The 19,215-nt window shown below is 54.7% G+C and carries 12 protein-coding genes; 11 read left to right on the forward strand and 1 reads right to left on the reverse strand.

Annotated features, from left to right (window positions below; translation table 11 throughout):
* The 9 genes from F4036_00100 to F4036_00140 all read left to right on the forward strand — a co-directional run.
* Window positions 1–501 (forward strand): leucine-rich repeat domain-containing protein (locus tag F4036_00100; GenBank protein ID MYK36142.1); only part of this gene is annotated, 501 nt, incomplete at its 5' end.
* 12 nt (window positions 502–513) lie between these two features.
* On the forward strand, window positions 514–1,194 hold the full coding sequence (locus F4036_00105; GenBank protein ID MYK36143.1) for a class I SAM-dependent methyltransferase: 681 nt from the start codon (window positions 514–516) through the stop codon (window positions 1,192–1,194).
* Between the two features lie 466 nt (window positions 1,195–1,660).
* Complete coding sequence (locus tag F4036_00110) at window positions 1,661–3,157, forward strand: hypothetical protein (GenBank protein ID MYK36144.1); 1,497 nt, start codon at window positions 1,661–1,663, stop codon at window positions 3,155–3,157.
* Window positions 3,158–3,392: 235 nt separating this feature from the next.
* On the forward strand, window positions 3,393–4,169 hold the full coding sequence (locus F4036_00115; protein MYK36145.1) for a hypothetical protein: 777 nt from the start codon (window positions 3,393–3,395) through the stop codon (window positions 4,167–4,169).
* Window positions 4,170–4,263: 94 nt separating this feature from the next.
* Window positions 4,264–7,032, forward strand: a complete 2,769-nt coding sequence (locus F4036_00120; protein ID MYK36146.1) for a DEAD/DEAH box helicase — start codon at window positions 4,264–4,266, stop codon at window positions 7,030–7,032.
* On the forward strand, window positions 7,033–8,595 hold the full coding sequence (locus F4036_00125; GenBank protein MYK36147.1) for a restriction endonuclease subunit S: 1,563 nt from the start codon (window positions 7,033–7,035) through the stop codon (window positions 8,593–8,595).
* Window positions 8,592–10,088, forward strand: coding sequence for an SAM-dependent DNA methyltransferase (locus tag F4036_00130; protein ID MYK36148.1), 1,497 nt, complete (start codon window positions 8,592–8,594; stop codon window positions 10,086–10,088). Before F4036_00125 ends, F4036_00130 begins: the two co-directional genes overlap by 4 nt.
* Window positions 10,089–10,124: 36 nt before the next feature.
* Window positions 10,125–11,591 carry a transcriptional regulator gene (locus tag F4036_00135; protein MYK36149.1) on the forward strand — a complete coding sequence of 489 codons (1,467 nt, stop codon included), beginning with the start codon at window positions 10,125–10,127 and terminating at the stop codon, window positions 11,589–11,591.
* Window positions 11,592–12,070: 479 nt separating this feature from the next.
* Window positions 12,071–15,877, forward strand: a complete 3,807-nt coding sequence (locus F4036_00140; GenBank protein ID MYK36150.1) for a hypothetical protein — start codon at window positions 12,071–12,073, stop codon at window positions 15,875–15,877.
* Between the two features lie 18 nt (window positions 15,878–15,895).
* On the opposite strand, the gene F4036_00145 is transcribed toward F4036_00140, so the two are convergent.
* Window positions 15,896–16,834, reverse strand: a complete 939-nt coding sequence (locus tag F4036_00145; protein ID MYK36151.1) for a restriction endonuclease — start codon at window positions 16,832–16,834, stop codon at window positions 15,896–15,898.
* A 532-nt stretch (window positions 16,835–17,366) separates the two neighbouring features.
* Here F4036_00145 and F4036_00150 point away from each other — a divergent pair.
* Complete coding sequence (locus F4036_00150; GenBank protein ID MYK36152.1) at window positions 17,367–17,621, forward strand: BrnA antitoxin family protein; 255 nt, start codon at window positions 17,367–17,369, stop codon at window positions 17,619–17,621.
* Window position 17,622: 1 nt separating this feature from the next.
* Window positions 17,623–19,197, forward strand: coding sequence for a sulfatase-like hydrolase/transferase (locus tag F4036_00155; protein ID MYK36153.1), 1,575 nt, complete (start codon window positions 17,623–17,625; stop codon window positions 19,195–19,197).
* Window positions 19,198–19,215: the final 18 nt, after the last annotated feature.

Below are 19,215 nucleotides of genomic sequence, written 5' to 3' on the forward strand. Positions count from 1 at the left end.
GTGCTGGACCTCGGCGACAACGCCGTGGGCGACATCACCGCGCTCGGGAGTCTCGGGCACCTGCGCGTGCTCGACCTGTCGAACAACGCCGTATCCGACCTGTGGCCACTTTCGGGACTGACGGCGCTGCGCCGGCTGGACCTGTCCGGAAACCGGGTGGCGGACCTGCGGCCGCTGTCGGAACTGCGCCACCTTGAAGTGCTGGTTCTGGACGGCAACGAGGTCTCGGACCTGGCGCCGCTATGGGGCCTGCAGAAACTCGCGCACCTCGACATGGGGAAAAACCGGTTGGAGGACGCCGCCCCGCTGGGCGAAGCGCGGTCGCTGCAGCGCTTGGACCTCGCGGACAACCGCTTGCGCGACATCCGGGTGCTCGGCGACCTGGAGAAGCTCGTGTGGTTGCGCGTTTCCGGGAATCCCATCACAGACTTCTCCCCGCTCGATCGACCGACGTCTGTCCGCTGGCTCGTAATCGACGCCCAAGCCCCGGGTGCACGGTAGGCCTCAAACTGGCTGACTAGTATTACTCGAGGTTTCCGGAACACACTCCGAACCTCCGAAATCCCCACCCCGCAGAACGGCGAGTTGACACGGGTCCTGAGGGAGCGAGGCTGTGAGCCCGTCGGTATCGATTCCAGCCGCGAACTCATTGCCGCCGCGCGGACGCTTGGTCTGGACGTGCGCGAGCAGGACGCCTGCGAAATGGAATTCGAGGATGAATTTGATGCGGTGTTCAGCAATGCCGTGCTTCACTGGATAAGCGACACCGACATCGTCATCGGGAACGTGTACCGCGCGCTGCGACGCGGCGGGCGCTTCGTCGGGGAGTTCGGCGGTTACGGCAACTGCGCGGCGATCGTGACGGCTCTCGTAGATGAACTGGAACTGCGCGGCATTGACGGTTCGAATGCCAGCCCCTGGCATTTCCCGACGGCCGATGAGTTCAGCAACAGACTGGCCGCAGCGGGATTCAGTGTGCCGTACATCGAACTAATCCCGCGTCCGACGCCGCTGCCCGAAGGAATGCAGGGTTTTCTTGCGACGTTTGCAGACAGTTTTGCTGCGCATGTTGCCCGTGATCAGCGCAATGGATATCTGTCGGCTGTTTGCGACCGGCTCGAACCGCTGCTCCGGAGGAACGAGGAGTGGACCGCGGACTATGTGCGGCTGAGGTTTGAGGCCGCTAAAGAGTGACGCGGGCAATCCCGAACTGGCGGCACGCGACCGCTATCTTCTCGCCTTCCAACAGGCGGGCTATGAATCGATGTCGTTCATCCATTGGCTTGCACTCTCTCCAGGGCATCCGGGACTCCCAAATACCCAATTTGTAAACCATGTCTCAAGAATATTCTGTACGCTACCTCTCGATAACGGCACAAGTGCACCGATTCTGAGGGGAACATTTTTCCCTAAGCCCAGGTGGACGATTCTGGGGGAAAGATCACACTTAGGAATTGGTTCCCAAATTGTGTATTTCGCCATAGTATTGTGCTCGTTTGCCGGTAAGGGGGGATTAGTCAACTCAAAGCCGGTCTGTGACCGGGCGCTATAGGTGCTCGCGGATTTGTTGAGGATGCTGCAAACCAAATAGCAGGCGGCGTGGTAATACGCGAGCAACCGCCGGCTTGCTGATTATCGGAGTGATCGTCAAGTAGCTGAAATGAACGAATACACAAGAAACTCAGGTCGTGCACCAAGCATCATGTTTCTGGTTGGGGCTGGAATATCAATCCCCGTTGGAATTCCAGCCATGCAAGGGATCTACGCAGGTTTCCTACGGAAGGAGAAATCAGGAATTACGGACCTGGAACTGAGAACCTGCAAGTTCTTGACCGGAAATTTGAAGGTAAGGCCCGACTTGGAAGAGTTCCTTCTTGCTGCAAATGCAATCACAAATTTTCGCGATTCTCCTCTTGCAGCCTTTGTTGAAGCATCTGTGTCAAACCGCTCGTATGGAACCAAGATAGAGGAATACCGCAAGCGGGCAAAGAAAAGGGCAAGTCAAGTTGAGGCCGTGCGGAACAGAATTCTCGAATTTTTAGCGCGTACCTGTTTTGAGTTTGACCGCCCAAAGGCAATAGAGATATTTGGAGAGTTTGTCGAATCCATTGCGTCGGCAGGATATCCCGTTTTTTCTACGAACTATGACTTCGCGCTCGAACATGTTGCCGTCACGAGAGAAATTAGGGTCGAGAATAACTTTGAGCAGCACGGGCGCGGACAGGGGCAGAGATGGTTGTGGAACGACTCTATTAACTTCCCGACCGGTGGGGCCTTGACATTGATCAAGCTCCATGGCTCTGTCACTTGGTATCGGGATGACACCGGAGTAATCGAGAATATTCAATTCGACACAAATAAGAATTTCGCGGGAAGGGACGTAAGTCGGCTAATCGTTTTTCCCACGCGCTTCAAAGACATTTATGACCAGCACTTTTTTGCTCTGTATTCTCACTTCCTTTCGGTACTTGCGGATGCAAAGGTCTTGATCATCGCTGGGCATAGCCTGCGAGATGAGTACTTAAGAGCGGGCATTATCGAACGCTTTAGGACGGGCGGCCTTCAAATCATTGTCATAGATCCAGAATTTCCCAAAGCGCTTCCAGCGGAACTCAAGCCGGCACGTCTTGGCGAAACCGGACCCATAGTTCATATCCCTTACCCATTTGAGGATATTCGTGATGAATTGACGCACCTTGTAAGGAATAGCGAGCCCTCAGCAATCCCCAGACTTTTTTCAGAGATTGTGCAATCTATCAAACTCAAGTCGAACAAGCTTGCAATCAGGGGTGACATAAGAAAACTGAAAGCCGGAGAACCGAAGAAGTTCTTGGCTCGCGTAGAAGCACAAATTCTTCCCAAAGATAAACCAGCAATCCTTCGATGCTGGATTCAATCCGCGCGACGTGTTCGTCCTGTGACATCAAGTGATTTCTTGGAAGGTGGTAATTTTGTGGTTGAAAGAGGTGAAAGCGGTATGATTCGAAGCGATATTCCTATAGAGATCATCGTTCCGAAGAAAAGGCAATGGGCAGTTCAGGGCGACGTTTTGCTCAAGGTTGGGCTTGTCAAAGCTTCAGTAAAACGTCCGGCTCGGTTGAATCAGGAGTCAACAATTGCATTGGATGAACGCGTGTTCTCGTACAGTTCAGACTAGGAGCAGTTGACCCTTAGAGCGCAGGCCAATATCCGGCGGGCGGCAATACCCGTAACTAAGGTAACAATTCCCCTAGATCAGAGCCGCCTGGGATATGGACCTTGCATGATTCAGCTGTGAAGCATGTTCGAGGCGATTCATATAGCCGCATATTGAGAACGGGTTTGTGCCTTGCGTCGGGAAACGGTTTGCAATGCTGTTATGTTGCCCGTTGGATAAAGGCGAGGAGTTCCAAATGTCGACCTGCTTTGTTATTCAGCCCTTTGACAAGGGAAGATTTGATAAGAGATACGAAGATGCCTTCAAACCGGCGCTAGCAAACGCCGGTTTCGATGCCTACCGCGTAGATGAAGATCCCGGAGCCGACGATGTGTTGATAGATGCCATCGAAAAGGGCATAACACTTTCTCCGATCTGTTTGGCAGACGTAACAACGGATAATCCAAACGTTTGGTATGAACTCGGATTTGCCTACGCGGCCGGCAAGCCAGTGATCTTGACCTGTTGCGATGAGCGAGAGGACGCATTGCCTTTCGACATCCGACATAGGAAGGTTATTCATTACAAGTCCGAGTCAACAAGCGACTTCGAGGCATTAAAGCAGCAGGTGACAGAGAGGGCGAAGGCCCTGCAGAGAGGTGCAATTCAGGGGCAAATTAGCAAATCCGATCCGATAGCGCCGAGGGACGGACTAACACAAATGGAAATTCAACTTCTTGGTGTAGTGGCGGCGGCGACAGCGGCGCCCGGCACTAGGCACAGCATTTGGCTAGTGCAGAAAAATGCACAGTCAATAGGACTTACGGATGTTGCGATTGGCATTGCGTTTCGAGGTCTTCTGCGGCAAGAAATCATTGCTGTCGAGGAAGTAGACGATCCAAATGGAACCTATGATGGCGCATATGTTACTGATAGTGGATGGGATTGGATTAAAGAACACTCAAGTTTTTTCAATCTGACCGCGAGGCCTCCGCAAGACCTTGATGACTTTGAAGGCGAGGTGCCGTTCTAGCCTGGTAGTGCGAAAAACAATTGACGTTATTGGATGCATAGGGACGTCTTTCTTCCGCGCTCCAAGCCAATGATTCCCAGTCGAGTAGTACGGAATGCCAAAAGCTAACCAGACACCCGAACAGGCCGCACGCGACATCATTGACGGGAAGTTGGAGCAGGCTGGCTGGAAAGTGCAATCGAAGGACAGAATAGATTTCGGCGCTGGCCCCGCGATTGCAGTGCGCGAGTATCAGACGGACATCGGCCCTGCCGATTACGTTCTCTTTGTCAATAAAAACGCGGTCGGGGTTATCGAGGCCAAGCCGGAGAACTGGGGGCAGAACATAACGAAGGTCGAAGCGCAATCGGGCGGTTATGCCGCTGCCAAGCTCAAGTGGCTGAACAATCAGGAGCCCTTGCCGTTCGTGTATGAAAGCACCGGCGTGTTAACGCGTTTCACGGATACGCGCGATCCGAAACCCCGATCCCGCGAGATATTCGGCTTCCCTCGGCCGAAAACACTACAACAGTGGCGCGATCAGCCAGCGTCGTTGCGCGCACGCCTCCAGAGGCTACCCGTCCTGGATCGCGAGCGACTCAGGAAATGCCAGGTCAACGCGATCAAGAGGCTGGAGAAGTCCTTCAAGGAAAACCGCCCGCGCGCCCTCATTCAGATGGCCACCGGCTCGGGCAAGACGTACGCGGCCATCACGTCAATCTACCGGCTACTCAAGCATGTCGATGCCGAGCGCATCCTGTTTCTGGTGGACACGAGGAATCTGGGCAAACAGGCTGAGCAGGAGTTCATGGCCTACATGCCCAGCGACGACAACCGCAAGTTCACCGAGCTTTACGGCGTTCAGCGCCTCAAGTCGTCCTTCGTCAGCACGGATAGCCACGTCTGCATCAGCACCATCCAGCGCATGTACTCGCTCCTCCAGGACAAGGAACTGGACGAAGCCGCTGAGGAGGTCAATCCCGCAGAGCTAAAGGTACGGCCCAAGGAACCCGTGCCTGTCGCCTATAGCGGCAAGATTCCACCGGAGTTCTTCGATTTCATCATCATCGACGAGTGCCATCGCTCGATTTACAACCTCTGGCGCCAGGTGCTGGAGTACTTCGATGCCTTTCTCATCGGCCTGACCGCCACGCCGGATAAACGCACCTACGGCTTCTTCAAGAAAAACGTGGTCAGCGAATACGGCCACGAGCAAGCGGTCGCCGACGGCGTAAATGTCGGCAACGAGATCTATGTCATCGAGACGGAGACGACTCAGCAGGGCGGGCAGCTCAAGCTGAATCAGCAGGTCGAGAAGCGGGAGCGGTTGACGCGCCGCAGCCGTTGGGAGGTTCAGGATGCAGATGTCACTTACAGTCCCCGGGAACTCGACCGCGATGTAGTAAACCCGGATCAGATACGCACGGTTATCCAAACCTTCCGTGACAAGTTGCCCGAGATATTTCCTCACCGCGACGAAATCCCGAAGACACTGATCTTCGCCAAGACCGACAGCCACGCCGACGACATCATCCAGACCGTGCGTGAGGAATTCGGCGAGGGCAACGAGTTTTGCAAGAAGATCACCTATCGGGCCACCGAAGACCCGGATTCCGTGCTGGCGCAATTTCGCAACGACTACTATCCGCGTATCGCCGTGACGGTGGACATGATCGCCACCGGCACCGACGTGAAGCCGCTGGAATGCCTGCTTTTCATGCGCGACGTGCGCAGCCGCAACTATTTCGAGCAGATGAAGGGCCGCGGTGTCCGCACCCTCGGCCATGATGACTTGAGGAAAGTCTCGCCATCGGCTGGCAGCGGCAAGACCCACTATGTGATTGTCGATGCCGTCGGCGTCACCAAATCGCTGAAAACCGCGAGCCAGCCGCTGGACTCCAAGCCCTCCGTACCACTCAAGGACCTGGCAATGGGCGTGATGATGGGCGCTTGCGACGAGGAAACGATCAGTTCCCTTGCCGGCCGTCTGGCCCGGCTCAATCAGCAACTCAGCCCCGCGGAGCAGTCGCGAGTTCAGGAAAAGGCCGGCGGGGTTGCTCTCACAGCGATCGTCGGCAATCTGCTAGCTGCCATCGATCCTGATCGCGTATTAGACAAGGCTATTGAAATCAACCCCAAGGCCGTCCGCGAGGAGGCATCGCCCGCAGCCTTAGAAAAGGCTCGGCAAGCCTTGGTCGGCGAAGCCGCCAGCGTATTCGATGGCGAATTGATTGAGTTGATTGACAACATTCGCCGCGACAAGGAACAGACCATCGACCATGAGGGCCTGGACACCCTGACCGGTGCCGGATGGGCGGGCGACGCCCGGGAAAACGCGGCAGCGATCGCGCAGGAGTTCAGGCGATACCTGGAAGACAACCGCGACGAGATCGAGGCGCTGACTATCTTCTTCGAGCAGCCGCACCGCCGCAGCCAGGTGACCTACGCCATGATCCGGGACGTGCTCGACAGGCTGAAGAGCGACAGGCCGCGGCTGGCCCCGGCGCGAGTCTGGCAAGCTTACGCGCTGCTAGACGATTATCAGGGGGGTCAGCCGATCAACGACCTCACGGCACTGGTGGCGTTGATCCGCCGAGTTTGCGGAATGGACTCAACGCTTTCGCCGTACCGAAATACCGTCCGCCGCAATTTCCAGATCTGGATCATGACGCGCCACAAAGGAAGTGGCGAGAAATTCAACGAGCAGCAGATGGCATGGCTCCACATGATCCGCGACCACATCATCACATCATTCCATCTCGACCGCAGCGATCTGGATATGGCTCCATTTGACAGCCAAGGCGGCATGGGGCAGATGTACAAGCTGTTCGGCGACCGGATGGACGACGTGATTGGCGAGTTGAATGAGGCGCTGGCGGCGTAGATGACCTTAGGTATTTCGCCGAGTGAAATAGTAGGCCAGGGCACCTACCAGCTTCTATGCAAGGCTTCGCATTGGGAAAGGATTCCTCTGTCACAAGTAGCCGAAGTCCAAAATGGCTTCGCATTCCAGTCTGCATACTTCGATAGAGAAAACGGGGTCCCGCTAATTCGAATTAGGGACATTCAAGGAATTCATACAGAACACCGCTACTTTGGAGAATTTGACGAACGGTACAAAGTTTGTTCTGGAGATATTCTCGTAGGGATGGATGGAGACTTTAGGGTCGCGCGCTGGAAAGGTGAAGAGGGTCTGTTGAACCAGCGCGTGTGCAGAATTCAGAATCAAAGCAATCTCTTTGATGGCAGATTCCTATTTCTTTGCCTGCAACCGTATCTAAACGCAATAAACGCTGAGACTTCATCTGTGACGGTAAAGCACTTGTCATCCAAGACTATCGAGGCAATTCCACTTCCACTTCCACCGCTCAACGAGCAACACCGCATAGTCACCAGGATCGAAGAACTGTTCTCCGAATTGGACAAGGGCGTCAAAAATCTGGAGAAGGCGCGCGAGCAGCTCAAAATCTATCGCCAAGCCATCCTGAAACACGCCTTCGAAGGCAAGCTCACAGCGCAATGGCGCGAAGGAAATAAAGACCAGCTAGATAACCCTGAGCAATTGCTAGCGCGTATCAAACAGGAACGTTCGGCTCGCTACGAACGGCAACTCAACGAATGGAAAGCCGCTGGGGCAGAGGGTCGCAAACCTAAAGCCCCGAAATCTCTACCCGATCTCACTGCTGAGGAATTGGGCGAATTGTCTGAGCTACCGGATGGATGGAGTTGGACTCGTTTCGGTTTGCTCGACATAGAACTAAGACGGGGACCATTCGGAAGTTCGATTACAAAGAGCATGTTTGTTCCGAGCGGCTTTAAGGTCTATCAACAAGGGAATGCCATTTACCGAGACGCCTCACGAGGCAGCTACTTCATCAACGAGGAAAAGTATAGAGAATTATCGGGATTTGCTGCTTTGCCTGGCGATTTCATAGTGAGTTGTGCTGGAACGGTAGGCAGAATTTTTGAACTTCCAGAAAGCTCGGTGCCGGGAGTGATAAATCAGGCCCTAATGCGAGTACGCATCAACGACTCGATCCTCGATAGGCGCTTCTTTGTTAGGTTATTTGAGTCTGCCTTTTTTCAACGGAAAGTGCTTTCAGACGCTAAAGGCACGGCGATGGTGAATTTGGCGGGAATCAAACAGCTTAATTTAGTTCCAGTTGCAATTTGCAGCTTGGGCGAACAAGAGGCAATTAACGAATTGCTTGATACACGGCTTGCCGAAGTTGATCAATGCGAACAAGTCATCACTTTCTCACTGCAACGAGCCGAATTTTTGCGCCAATCGATTCTGAAGAAAGCCTTTTCTGGTCAACTCGTAGCGCAGGATTCCGATGATGAGCCGGCATCAGTGCTTTTGGAGCAAATCAACGCGGAGAGGGAGAAGGTTAGAAAGAGTGTGGAAACCGCCAGGAAGGCCAGAAAGATGAGAACTACTGCATGAACAGCGCCCCCATCGTTTCCAAGGTCTGGAGCTTTTGTCATACGCTGCGCGATGACGGGGTGGGTTATGGCGACTACCTAGAGCAACTGACCTACCTGATATTCCTTAAAATGGCGGACGAATATTCCAAGCCGCCCTACAACCGCGATTTAGGCATTCCTGCCGAGCACAAGTGGACTAGCCTGAAGTCAAGGAAAGGCGCGGAGTTGGAAGACCACTATGTCGCCACGCTGCGCAAGCTAGGCACAAAGAAGGGCCTGCTGGGACAGATATACGTCAGCGCCCAGAACAAGATTCAGGATCCGGCAAAACTGTATCGCCTCATCGCCATGATTGACGATGCCAGCTGGGTGACCATGGGCGCAGATATCAAGGGCGACATTTATGAGAGCCTGCTGGAAAAAAATGCTGAGGACACCAAGTCGGGCGCAGGTCAGTATTTCACGCCTCGCGCCCTAATTCGCGCCATGGTCGAATGCGTGCGGCCCGAACCGGGCAAGCGCATCGCTGATCCGGCCTGCGGCACAGGCGGCTTCTTTCTGGCGGCGTACGATTTCATCACCAATCCGGATAACTTCAAGCTCGATAAGGAGCAGAAGGCGTTCTTGAAGTTCGAGGCGTTTCATGGCAACGAGATTGTGGTCAACACGCGACGGCTTTGCCTGATGAACATGTTCCTGCACAACATCGGTGAAATTGAGGGCGGCGCGCCGATATCGCCGAATGACTCTCTGGTCGCCGACGCCGGTGAACGCTTCGATTACGTGCTGGCGAATCCGCCGTTCGGCAAGAAAAGTTCAATGAGCTTCACCAACGAGGAAGGTGAGCAGCAAAAGGATGACTTGACCTACAACCGCCAGGATTTCTGGGCCACCACCTCAAACAAGCAACTCAATTTCGTGCAGCACATCCGAACCATGCTCAAGACCACCGGCCGCGCTGCCGTGGTCGTGCCCGACAACGTGCTGTTTGAAGGCGGCGCCGGCGAGACGATCCGCAAGAAACTGCTGGACAACACCGATCTGCACACCATCCTGCGCCTGCCGACCGGCGTGTTCTACGCGCAAGGCGTAAAGGCCAACGTGATCTTCTTCGACAACCACGAAGCCAGCCCGAATCCCTGGACGAAGCAGGTCTGGTACTACGACTACCGCACCAACATTCACCACACGCTCAAGAAGAAGCCGATGCGCTTCGAGCATCTGTCGGATTTCATCGATTGCTACAACCCGCAGAACCGGCACCAGCGCGAGGCCACATGGGACGAGGAGAAGGCGCCGGAAGGCCGCTGGCGCAGCTACAGCTACGAGGAGCTTACGGCCCGCGACAAGACCAGCCTCGACATCTTCTGGCTCAAGGACAAAAGTCTCACCGATCTCGACAACCTGCCCGAGCCAGACGACCTCGCCGCTGAAATCATCGAGAACTTGGAAGCGGGTCTCAACAGCTTCCGGGAAGTGCTCGCGGGTTTAGAGCGATCCCCTGATCGTTGAAAATTGCTTTGGCAACGTTCATGAGGGGTTGCGATTATGAGCTTTGAACCGAGAGAGAAATACCTTTCTCGTCTGATCAACGAGCTTCGCAGGTTGCCCGCAGAGACGACTTGGGTCGAATTCAAAGAAAACAAAGCCAAACCAAAGGATATCGGAGAGTACATTTCCTCTTTGAGCAATATGGCGGCCTTGGAAGGCAAGGCCAATGCCTACCTGGTTTGGGGCATTGAAGATGGTACGCATGACTTGAAGGGGACAAAGTTCGAGCCAAGAAAGCGGAAGGTCGGCAACGAAGAGCTAGAGAACTGGCTAGGACGATCTTTGACACCAAGACTGCACTTCCTTTTTCACGAACTCAAGGTGGAGGAGAAGCGCGTGGTGCTATTGGAGATCCCCCGGGCAACCGTTCGTCCGACACAATTCTCTGGAGTCGAATACATTCGGGTGGGTTCGTACCAGAAGAAACTGAAGGATCATCCAGGCCTTGAGCGCGAGTTATGGCGCATTTTTGACATTACGCCCTTCGAGGCATTGAAGGCGATGGAGCAAGTAGATACGGGAGGAATTCTCGATCTTCTGGACTATCCAGCATATTTCGACTTGTTGTCGCAGCCATTACCCACTGACCGCGATGGGATTCTGAAGCGGCTGGCAGAAGACCAAATCATTGTTTCAAATCATGCTGGAAATTGGGACATTACCAATCTTGGAGCGATACTCTTCGCAAAAAACCTTGCTGCGTTCAGACGGCTAGATCGAAAGGCTATGCGGGTTATTGTCTATGAGGGGAAAGGACGCATTAGAACCATACGGGAGCAGGTCCACCACAAAGGCTATGCAAGCGGTTTTGAGGGTTTGGTCGATTTCATCAATGCCTTGCTTCCGCGTAATGAGATTATTGATGCGTCCTTGCGTAGAAATGTACCTATGTTTCCCGAATTGGCGATTCGTGAACTGGTTGCCAACGCTCTCATCCATCAGGATTTTGACGTGACCGGCAGCGGACCCATGGTCGAAATATTCGAAGACCGGATGGAGATCACCAATCCCGGTCTGCCGCTGGTAAACATTGAGCGTTTCTTGGACACGCCTCCAACATCACGCAATGAGTCGCTTGCGTCTTTGATGCGGCGTGCGGGTATCTGTGAGGAACGAGGTAGCGGTATTGACAAGGTAGTGTTCGAAACCGAGTTTATGCAGTTACCTGCCCCCATTTTTGAATCTCCAGAGGGTCATACACGTGCTGTCTTGTTTGCCCATCGAGAATTCAAAAAGATGAATCGAACAGATCGCGTGCGAGCCTGTTACCTTCACGCTTGCCTCCGTCATGTCGAGCGCGACCCAATGACGAATTCCACGCTTCGCAAGCGATTTGGCATCGAAAAGAAAAATAGCGCAACTGCGTCCCGAATCATTCGGGACGCCTTGGCGGATGAACAAATCAAACCATTCGACCCGGAGCAGGGAAAGAAATTCGCAAAGTACCTGCCGTTCTGGGCTTGAGTTGGAATGGTTGCTATTTTTTGTGACAGTTATTTGATGAAAAATTCCTGTGACGGGAAGGATATTCTTTGTTCAAAGATCTAGTTCTTTTTTTGTTCAACAGTTTTGTTTCTCGCGAACTCTCACTTTTGTTTGATAGTTATTTGATGGGTAAAGCTGAAGCGTGCGAGGTTTTGGTTACTCAAAGATCTAATTCTTTTTTTATTCAATAGTTTTTGTCTCTCGCGAACTCCCACTTTTGTTTGACGGTTATTTGATAGGGAAAGCTGGAGCGTATAAGAAATCGTTTGTTCAAAGATCCGATTTATTGGTATTCAATAGTTTTTGTTTTTCGCGAATCCCAATTTAATTTAGCCCCGTTGATCTTCCCCGAAGAGAGGACGTGCATGATAAAGACTTATATGAAGACGTTGCTGGAAAACGGGTCGCAGCGCGACGCGGGATTGGGCGACACAATCAATCCGCTCGAGGGCAGGTGAATGGGATTTTCCGATCAGAGCCACGTTAACCGTGTTCGTGATGCGCTCTGGGAGCGTGCACAAGGTGCGACCGTCATGGTTGGCGCAGGGTTCAGCAAAAATGCAGTCAGCATGCGCACGCCCGGGCAAACCCCGCCCACGTGGAAGATCCTCGCGCAGAGCATGCGCCAACTCCTGTATCCAGACTGTAATTCTTTTCAGACGAACGACCCACTGAGGCTGGCGCAGGAATTTGAGGCAGCTTTCGGTCCGAATGCCCTGAATGGGTATTTACGCAACATGATTCGCGACAGTGACTTTGCACCGGGCAATACGCACGAAAAACTCCTTTCCTTGCCATGGCGTGACGTGTTCACAACGAATTGGGACACGCTCTTGGAGAGAACGGCGCCATCAATCGTGGAATACCCGTACAGCATTGTGCGCAGTACGGACGAAATCCCACTCGCCGCAGGCCCGCGTATCGTGAAGCTGCATGGGTCTGTGGACGCCCGGTTTCCGCTCATATGCACAGAAGAGCACTACCGCACCTATCCGCAGAGATTTGCGCCTTTCGTCAACACGGTGCAGCAAGCCATGATGGAAACACTGCTGGTCCTGATCGGGTTTTCCGGCGACGATCCCAATTTTCTGAAATGGTCTGGATGGGTGCGGGACAATCTCGGTGAATCGGCGCCCAAGATTTATCTGGCGGGTTGGCTGGGTTTGACCGTTCACCAGCGCCGTATGCTTGAGGATCGCAATATTGTGCCGATCGATCTTGCCCGGCACCCTCAAGCTAGCAAATGGCGCAGGCGCCCCCGGGATGTTCGACACTCATATGCGACGGATTGGATTCTTCGCACGCTCGGTTTTGGGCGGCCCTATGACATTGCGCTTTGGCCTTTTCCTTCCCCTGGTCCCTCAGAAGAAATACCGGAGCACCTCAAGCCATTGCCGGTAAAAGCAACCAATGAGCCCATGGCAGAGCCTGAATTGACCACCAAAGAAGAAGGGTCATCCAGTAGCAAACTTGATATCGCAGAGGAACTGATTGATGTCTGGCGCTACAACAGGACGAAAGCGTATCCAGGCTGGCTGAGTACGCCGTCGCGCGTGCGGCAAGGAATGGGGATCTCGCAAAAGCGCACCGAGTTCATTCTGGACGTGTTGCCGGAAATGGATGTGGTAGCTCGATTACGGGCGTTGTATGAGGTGGTGTGGCGTTGGGAAATCCGGCTTAAGCCGCTTTCTCAAGCGGAAGTGGTGTCGGCACGTCTCGCGGAGACTGCGCGCGTAGTTTTGGCCCAAATTGATTGCGAGCGCCAAGAGATAGACGGCGAAGCCGTGCGGGATGCGGACTGGGTGGAAATCTCTAAGGCATGGGTTGCGGTGTCCTTGGCTTTGGCTACGGCTGCGCGGCTTCGATTCGACGCGGAGGAGTTCAACCAGCGGCTAGTGGACATAGCATGGTTTGAAGACGGTTCAAGCGACATCGCGCAGCGCATTCAGCACGAGAAGTGCCTTTGGGCTATTTTTGACTTGGGCTTCGAGTCGCTTGAAGGTTTGCTTGAAGCGTGGCGCACGGATGATTGCGATCCGGTGTGGATGATGCGTAAGGCCGCGCTGTTGTTCGAGCTCGGTCGCGATGCCGAGGCGCGCGAATTGAACCAGAGAGCACTGCATGTTGTTCGCAGTGTTCCCGACAGCGACATCGATGTTTCGGCCAAGTCCCGTGAGGCTTGGGCACTCTACTGTTCGTGGCTGACACCGGCGTACGAAGAATACCGGAAGGCGGCGACTGATACATGGAGGCGATGGGCTGAGTTGACACCAGTGCTCTGCAATGCCCCACAAGAGATGCAGTTCTGTGCTGAACAGATCAAGGGCGAGAGTGCTCTGGACAAGGGCCCACTTTTCGATCTTGGAATGGTTCGAATGCCGGGCTTGTCATTTTCCAATGCCGAAATCTGGCAGTGGTCAGCAGCACACCGTGCAGTGCGTCTAGCGGAAGTCGCTGGTCTACCGCCTTCGGTGGAGATTACAACTGTTGCGGCCAAGAACATGCTGCTCGCGGCAAGGCGGCTATGGCGACACGAACCTGAATTTGCGGCGCGCCTTGTGCTGCGGGCGTCCAACAGCGATTCGTGCGACACGCTCAACTTCGTGCTCTCACGGGCTCGTGTAGCGGTCATTCCTGATGAGGCGGTGCAGCGGCTGGCGAACACTTGTATCCGCGGCATCGAATTCATCCGGCGGCGAATCGTGGTATCGGATGCGCTGGCTCGAGACTACTCGCGCAAACGGCTGGTGGTCCTAATGGAAGCTCTTTCACGGTTCGTTTTGCGAATGGAGTCGCAAGAACTGGACTCAATCTGGAGCAAGGTGATCGGCTGGTACTCGCACAGCGACATTGCCGCAACGATGCTAGTTGAGCGAGCGGTCTGGAACTTATTGCTCAGGACCTGGGAGGCATTGCCTGACAGTATTCGAGAAGACCGGGTTCTCGACCTTTTTGAAGCCCCCATTGTCGGCATGGACGGATTTGCGGTTCAAGGCGTTGGAGACGCTGGAAAAAGGCGCCTCGCCACAAACTATCCTGACACTTATGCGGTGCTCGCCAGACACGGTTCTCCCCCAGTGGCGCGAACGAAGGCAACAAATTCAAGGCGGGCGGAGATCGTTCGCAATCTTGTGCGCGCGCTAAAGGGGGATGAGGAAACACGAAAGCGGGCCGCCCTAAGGACACTTCAATTGGAGAATGTGGTGAAGCTGAGCGCCGGGGAACGCTCCAGAATCTCCAAGGCTCTATGGGGCGTTGGCTTTGTCGAGCATGATGAATTGCCGTCTGGGACGGACTTGTTCGATTGGGCCTTTCTTGTGTTGCCCGAGCCGAAGAAAGGACTTGCGGAGAAGCAGTTTCGCGCCAAATGGCTGGATGAGGACAGCTTGGCCGAGCCCAAAGACTACTGGGAAACCTTTTGGCAAGTGGGGTTTGCAATCAGGAATCTTCGGGTGCGTGGTAAGCCTTTCCCGCTCTCGGAGCAGGAGCAGTCGCGTCTGGCGGACGCAATCAAGCAATGGTCGGAGGAACCGGTGCCCGCATCTCTGCGACGGCTCACTGGAGCGTCCGCAGACTTCTTCCCTGGTGGTGCCGACGACCAAATTCGGAAGGCCCTAAGCGGCCTGTGCCACATTCTCGTGGCGATCGATATTCCGCAAGAAGTTGTCCAGCAGCTGTACACGAAAGCGATGAAGTTGAATGAATCGGCAATGCCGGCTCGAAGTCTATACGCCGGTTTTGCGCGCCTGTTACCTCACTTGCTCGACGATATTGTTCATGAAATGAAAGTCGCGCTGGCTTCCGATGTTTCTAGGATAGCGGTAGATGCGTCGGTAGGACTGGCGTTCTGGTTGCGAAGAGCATCGGACGAAAACGCTGTAGTAGTCTCACCACCAATCGAATTGGTACGAGAGATCGGGGTTATCGTCGCTGCGCGCAGAAAGGCTGCGCTTGCAATTTCTCTCAGGATGGCCGACTGGATATTCGCGCACGGTTGCGACAAACAACGCGATGCCATCGCGCCGCTCGTGGCCGAGGGACTCGAAAAGCTCCATAAGAAACTCCAATATGGCGAACTCCAAGATGAAGACTTCGATGTGCCGCTGTTACGTTGGCGTTGCGCGCAGTTGGCGCTTAGCATGATCGAGAAAGGATATGACGCCAACGATGCGGTAATTCGTTGGAGCAGAGAAGCGGCGAACGACCCGCTGCCGGAAGTAAGACATGCCGGCAACAATGATCCGCGAATGTCCAAGCCTGATTAGATTGCTGCTCCGGCAAAGCTACAAACCCTGCAGTTCAAAGTAGTCTTCATCAATTCCCTTAATTTCGTAGTTGGCCCTCGTTCGAACGCCGACATCGTGGTGAACCAACAGGCGGGCCAGTTCCTCCCCATCAATCAGCACAATGCGCTTGGGATTCCCCGCAACATAGTCTTCCGCGGCCTGCGAGAAGCTGGATGTGGTAACGAATACGCCCTTGATGGTACCCGCGTTATCCAATGCCCCCGCAAAGTTGCGCACATCCGCAATGCCCACGCGATTGTTGCGGGCATACCTTTTCGCCTGAATATAGACTTCGTCTAGGCCAAGTGAGTCTTCCTTTATCTTTCCGTCAATGCCTTCGTCGCCTGAGCCTCCGGTAACGCGCGCCAGCGCTGCATCACCACCGCCGTAACCCATCGCTGTCAGCAGATGGACCACCACGCGTTCAAGAAACGCCGGCTCGGCATCACGAATCCGTCCCAGTATTTCGGCTTCCAGAATTGCCCGCATTTCCCGGTAGGCATTTCCCATCGTTTCTTCAGGCGTTGTCTCGAGCGCGTCGTGTCTTGAGTCTGATGGACGGTGCTGCGGTTGCGCTTCCCTCTGTGCTCTGACACGCTCCTCCCATTCGACGAAAGATGGGTAACGACGCAGGAAACGGTCGTCGATTCTTGCCGGTCTCTGCGCTAATAGCCGCTCTCCATCAGTAGTGAGTTTGTAGACTGCGCGGCGAACCCGATCGATCAGACTGGCCTGCATTAGTCCGAGCAAAGCGAATTGCACTTGAACTGCCAGCTTTGATCCCCCACTTGGATATTCTTCTGCCACCTGTTCTTTTGTGAAGCCTTCAGCGGCGGCCACTCGCTCGCGTATATCTGCAAGAGATGTCTCAGTTCCGTTGGCAAGTGCCTGCAGAACGGGCAGCATGAATGTTTGATAGTTTGTAAATGTTGGCATGAGTCCCCCGCGGAACGAGTGCTTTCGAAGAATAACTACGGCTTACTCGCCGCTGTTGTTGTATAAACCGCGCAGCCTACCAGACCTAGCAAGACAAGCTGTTTGGCTTTAACGCGAGCTAAGTGAGCGGCACGCCTTATCTGAGAATAAAGCAGAGTCGTTCTGGAATATCTATAGCTCAAGCACCGCTAAAGAATGATGAGCTCTAATCTCAACAGATCGCCAACTTTGTTCGTTGACAGCTGCGTAACCCATTCGCATACTCTTACTTAGAAACTCAATTTGTCGACCCCATATGGGCGACGGACCCTATGGCCACCATCCGGTGGCCATAGCTTTTTCAAAGGCCGCGATTTTGAATATTTGCTGCATCGACAAAGCCGAAAAATTTGGAATATTGCGCAGTCCGCCCCATCCGATTGACAAGACGCGGCTAATCGTAGAATCTTTCTTGGTTGTAACTACAATTTGTAGGGCTCAATAGAACTTGGATTATGAGTGGGAAGAGACAAGAATCAAAGACAGACAAACCATGAGAAAACACAATAAACCCCTGACGCCCAGGCAGATCGCGGACGCCAAGGATCAGGACATTGACTTCAGCGACATTCCCGAGCTGGATGACGATTTCTGGCGAAATGCCGAGCTGGTTGAGCCGGACCGGACGGAGCAGATCACCTTGCGCGTCAAGCGTTCCGTGTTGGCCTACTTCAGGGCGTCCGGGAAAGGTTATCAATCCCGGATGAACCGCGTGCTTGAGAGCTACGTGCGCGCCCAGGAAAAATAGAATGACCTGCCGCACGGTCTATGCAGCCATCGCCTTGGCAGCCCTTTTCGCGACTGGCGCCACCGCCCAGGACCGCCCCAACGTCCTCCTCATCATGACCGACAACCAGAGCCCCAACCTGCTTGGGGCGTACGGCAATCGGGACATCAGGACCCCCAATATCGATCGACTGGCGCGCGACGGTTTGCTGTTCGCTCACGCCTACGCTACCTCCGGTGTGTGCTCGCCGTCGCGTGCCGTGCTGATGACTGGGCTGATTCCGTCGGCCAATGGCGTGCACAACGGACTGCCGGCCCGTTACGCGGTCGAAGACTATGCCGCGATTGAGGAATTCCGCAACTTGCCGCAGACGTTGGCCGACGCCGGCTATTACACCGGCCTGGTCGGGAAATATCACCTGGGCCGGCATGAGAAACCCCAGCTCGGGTTTCAGTGGTGGACCACGTTCCGCGGTGGCCATACGTCCAGTTTCGTCGACGCGCAGATCTTCGATAACGGCGAGTCCTATAACGTGCTCGACCGGGACGAACATCTCACCGACTTCTGGTCCCGCCGGGCGGTGGACTTCCTTGCCCACTACAAGGAACAAGAATCGGCCGAGGGAGCGCGTCCGTTCTTCCTCTGGCTGTCCTACAACGGGCCGTACATTCTGCCGCCCACGGTGAATCAACCGCCGGTCTCCCGCCACGCGGACTACTACGAGGACAACGTGCCCGCCATGCCGCAGAACCGGGTGCACCCGTACATGCGGGAATGGGCCAGGAACAATACGGCGCCCGCGCCCGAGCCGACCGAGGGCGGAACCTATCCCTGGTCGGCCATCGATGCGCTCAACAACTCCACGGCCATGATCAACATCGCCGCGGAAATGACGCATGTGGACGAGGGCATCGGCACTGTATTGGCGGCATTGGATGAACTGAGCCTGCGCGACGATACATTGGTGGTGTTTCTCGCCGACCAGGGATCGAGCTGGGGACAGCTTGGCCTGTGGGGCAATTCGTCCTGGGGCGAACCCGAGCCGGCCTACAACGCCAACATGCAGCTGCCGTTGATCTTTCGCCATCCCGGCCGCATCGAAGCGGGTGCGACGGAAACAGCCATGGTCAATCAGTTCGATATGCTGCCGACCTTGCTCGAATACCTTGGTCTTGGGCATCTGGAGATCGCCAATTCTCCCGGAGAGAGCTTTGCGCCGATGCTGCGCGGCCAGGACGTGGCCTGGGAAGACGAGGTTTTCTTCGAATACATCTCCACCCGGGTGATCCAGACCCGGCAGTGGAAATACACCAAGCGCTTCCTGGCGTCGCCGAACGAGCTCTACGACATGATCGACGATCCGGGCGAGACCACCAACCTCGTCGACGAACCGGCGTTTGCGGAGGTTGTTGCGGACCTGGACACACGCCTGACGGCGTTCTTTTCCGAGTATGCCGATCCCGCTTTCGACCTGTGGAAAGGCGGCACCGGCAAGGCGCTGGTCTACTACGGCGCGCGCAACCAGAAATTCCGCGACGCCTTCCCCGACTGGCGCGAACCCTTCGTAGAAAAGCAGACCGCCTTCCGCGACCGCTAATCCGGGTGACGAACGCGA

The sequence above is a fragment of the Gammaproteobacteria bacterium genome (assembly GCA_009845905.1).
Classification (GTDB): domain Bacteria; phylum Pseudomonadota; class Gammaproteobacteria; order Steroidobacterales; family Foliamicaceae; genus Foliamicus.

Bases quoted from the DNA above. Each gene is read 5' to 3' on its own strand.
- F4036_00110 (MYK36144.1), top strand. From the start codon at position 1,661: ATGAACGAATACACAAGAAACTCAGGTCGTGCACCAAGCATCATGTTT.
- F4036_00115 (MYK36145.1), top strand. From the start codon at position 3,393: ATGTCGACCTGCTTTGTTATTCAGCCCTTTGACAAGGGAAGATTTGAT.
- F4036_00120 (MYK36146.1), top strand. From the start codon at position 4,264: ATGCCAAAAGCTAACCAGACACCCGAACAGGCCGCACGCGACATCATT.
- F4036_00125 (MYK36147.1), top strand. From the start codon at position 7,033: ATGACCTTAGGTATTTCGCCGAGTGAAATAGTAGGCCAGGGCACCTAC.
- F4036_00130 (MYK36148.1), top strand. From the start codon at position 8,592: ATGAACAGCGCCCCCATCGTTTCCAAGGTCTGGAGCTTTTGTCATACG.
- F4036_00135 (MYK36149.1), top strand. From the start codon at position 10,125: ATGAGCTTTGAACCGAGAGAGAAATACCTTTCTCGTCTGATCAACGAG.
- F4036_00140 (MYK36150.1), top strand. From the start codon at position 12,071: ATGGGATTTTCCGATCAGAGCCACGTTAACCGTGTTCGTGATGCGCTC.
- F4036_00145 (MYK36151.1), bottom strand. From the start codon at position 16,834: ATGCCAACATTTACAAACTATCAAACATTCATGCTGCCCGTTCTGCAG.
- F4036_00150 (MYK36152.1), top strand. From the start codon at position 17,367: ATGAGAAAACACAATAAACCCCTGACGCCCAGGCAGATCGCGGACGCC.
- F4036_00155 (MYK36153.1), top strand. From the start codon at position 17,623: ATGACCTGCCGCACGGTCTATGCAGCCATCGCCTTGGCAGCCCTTTTC.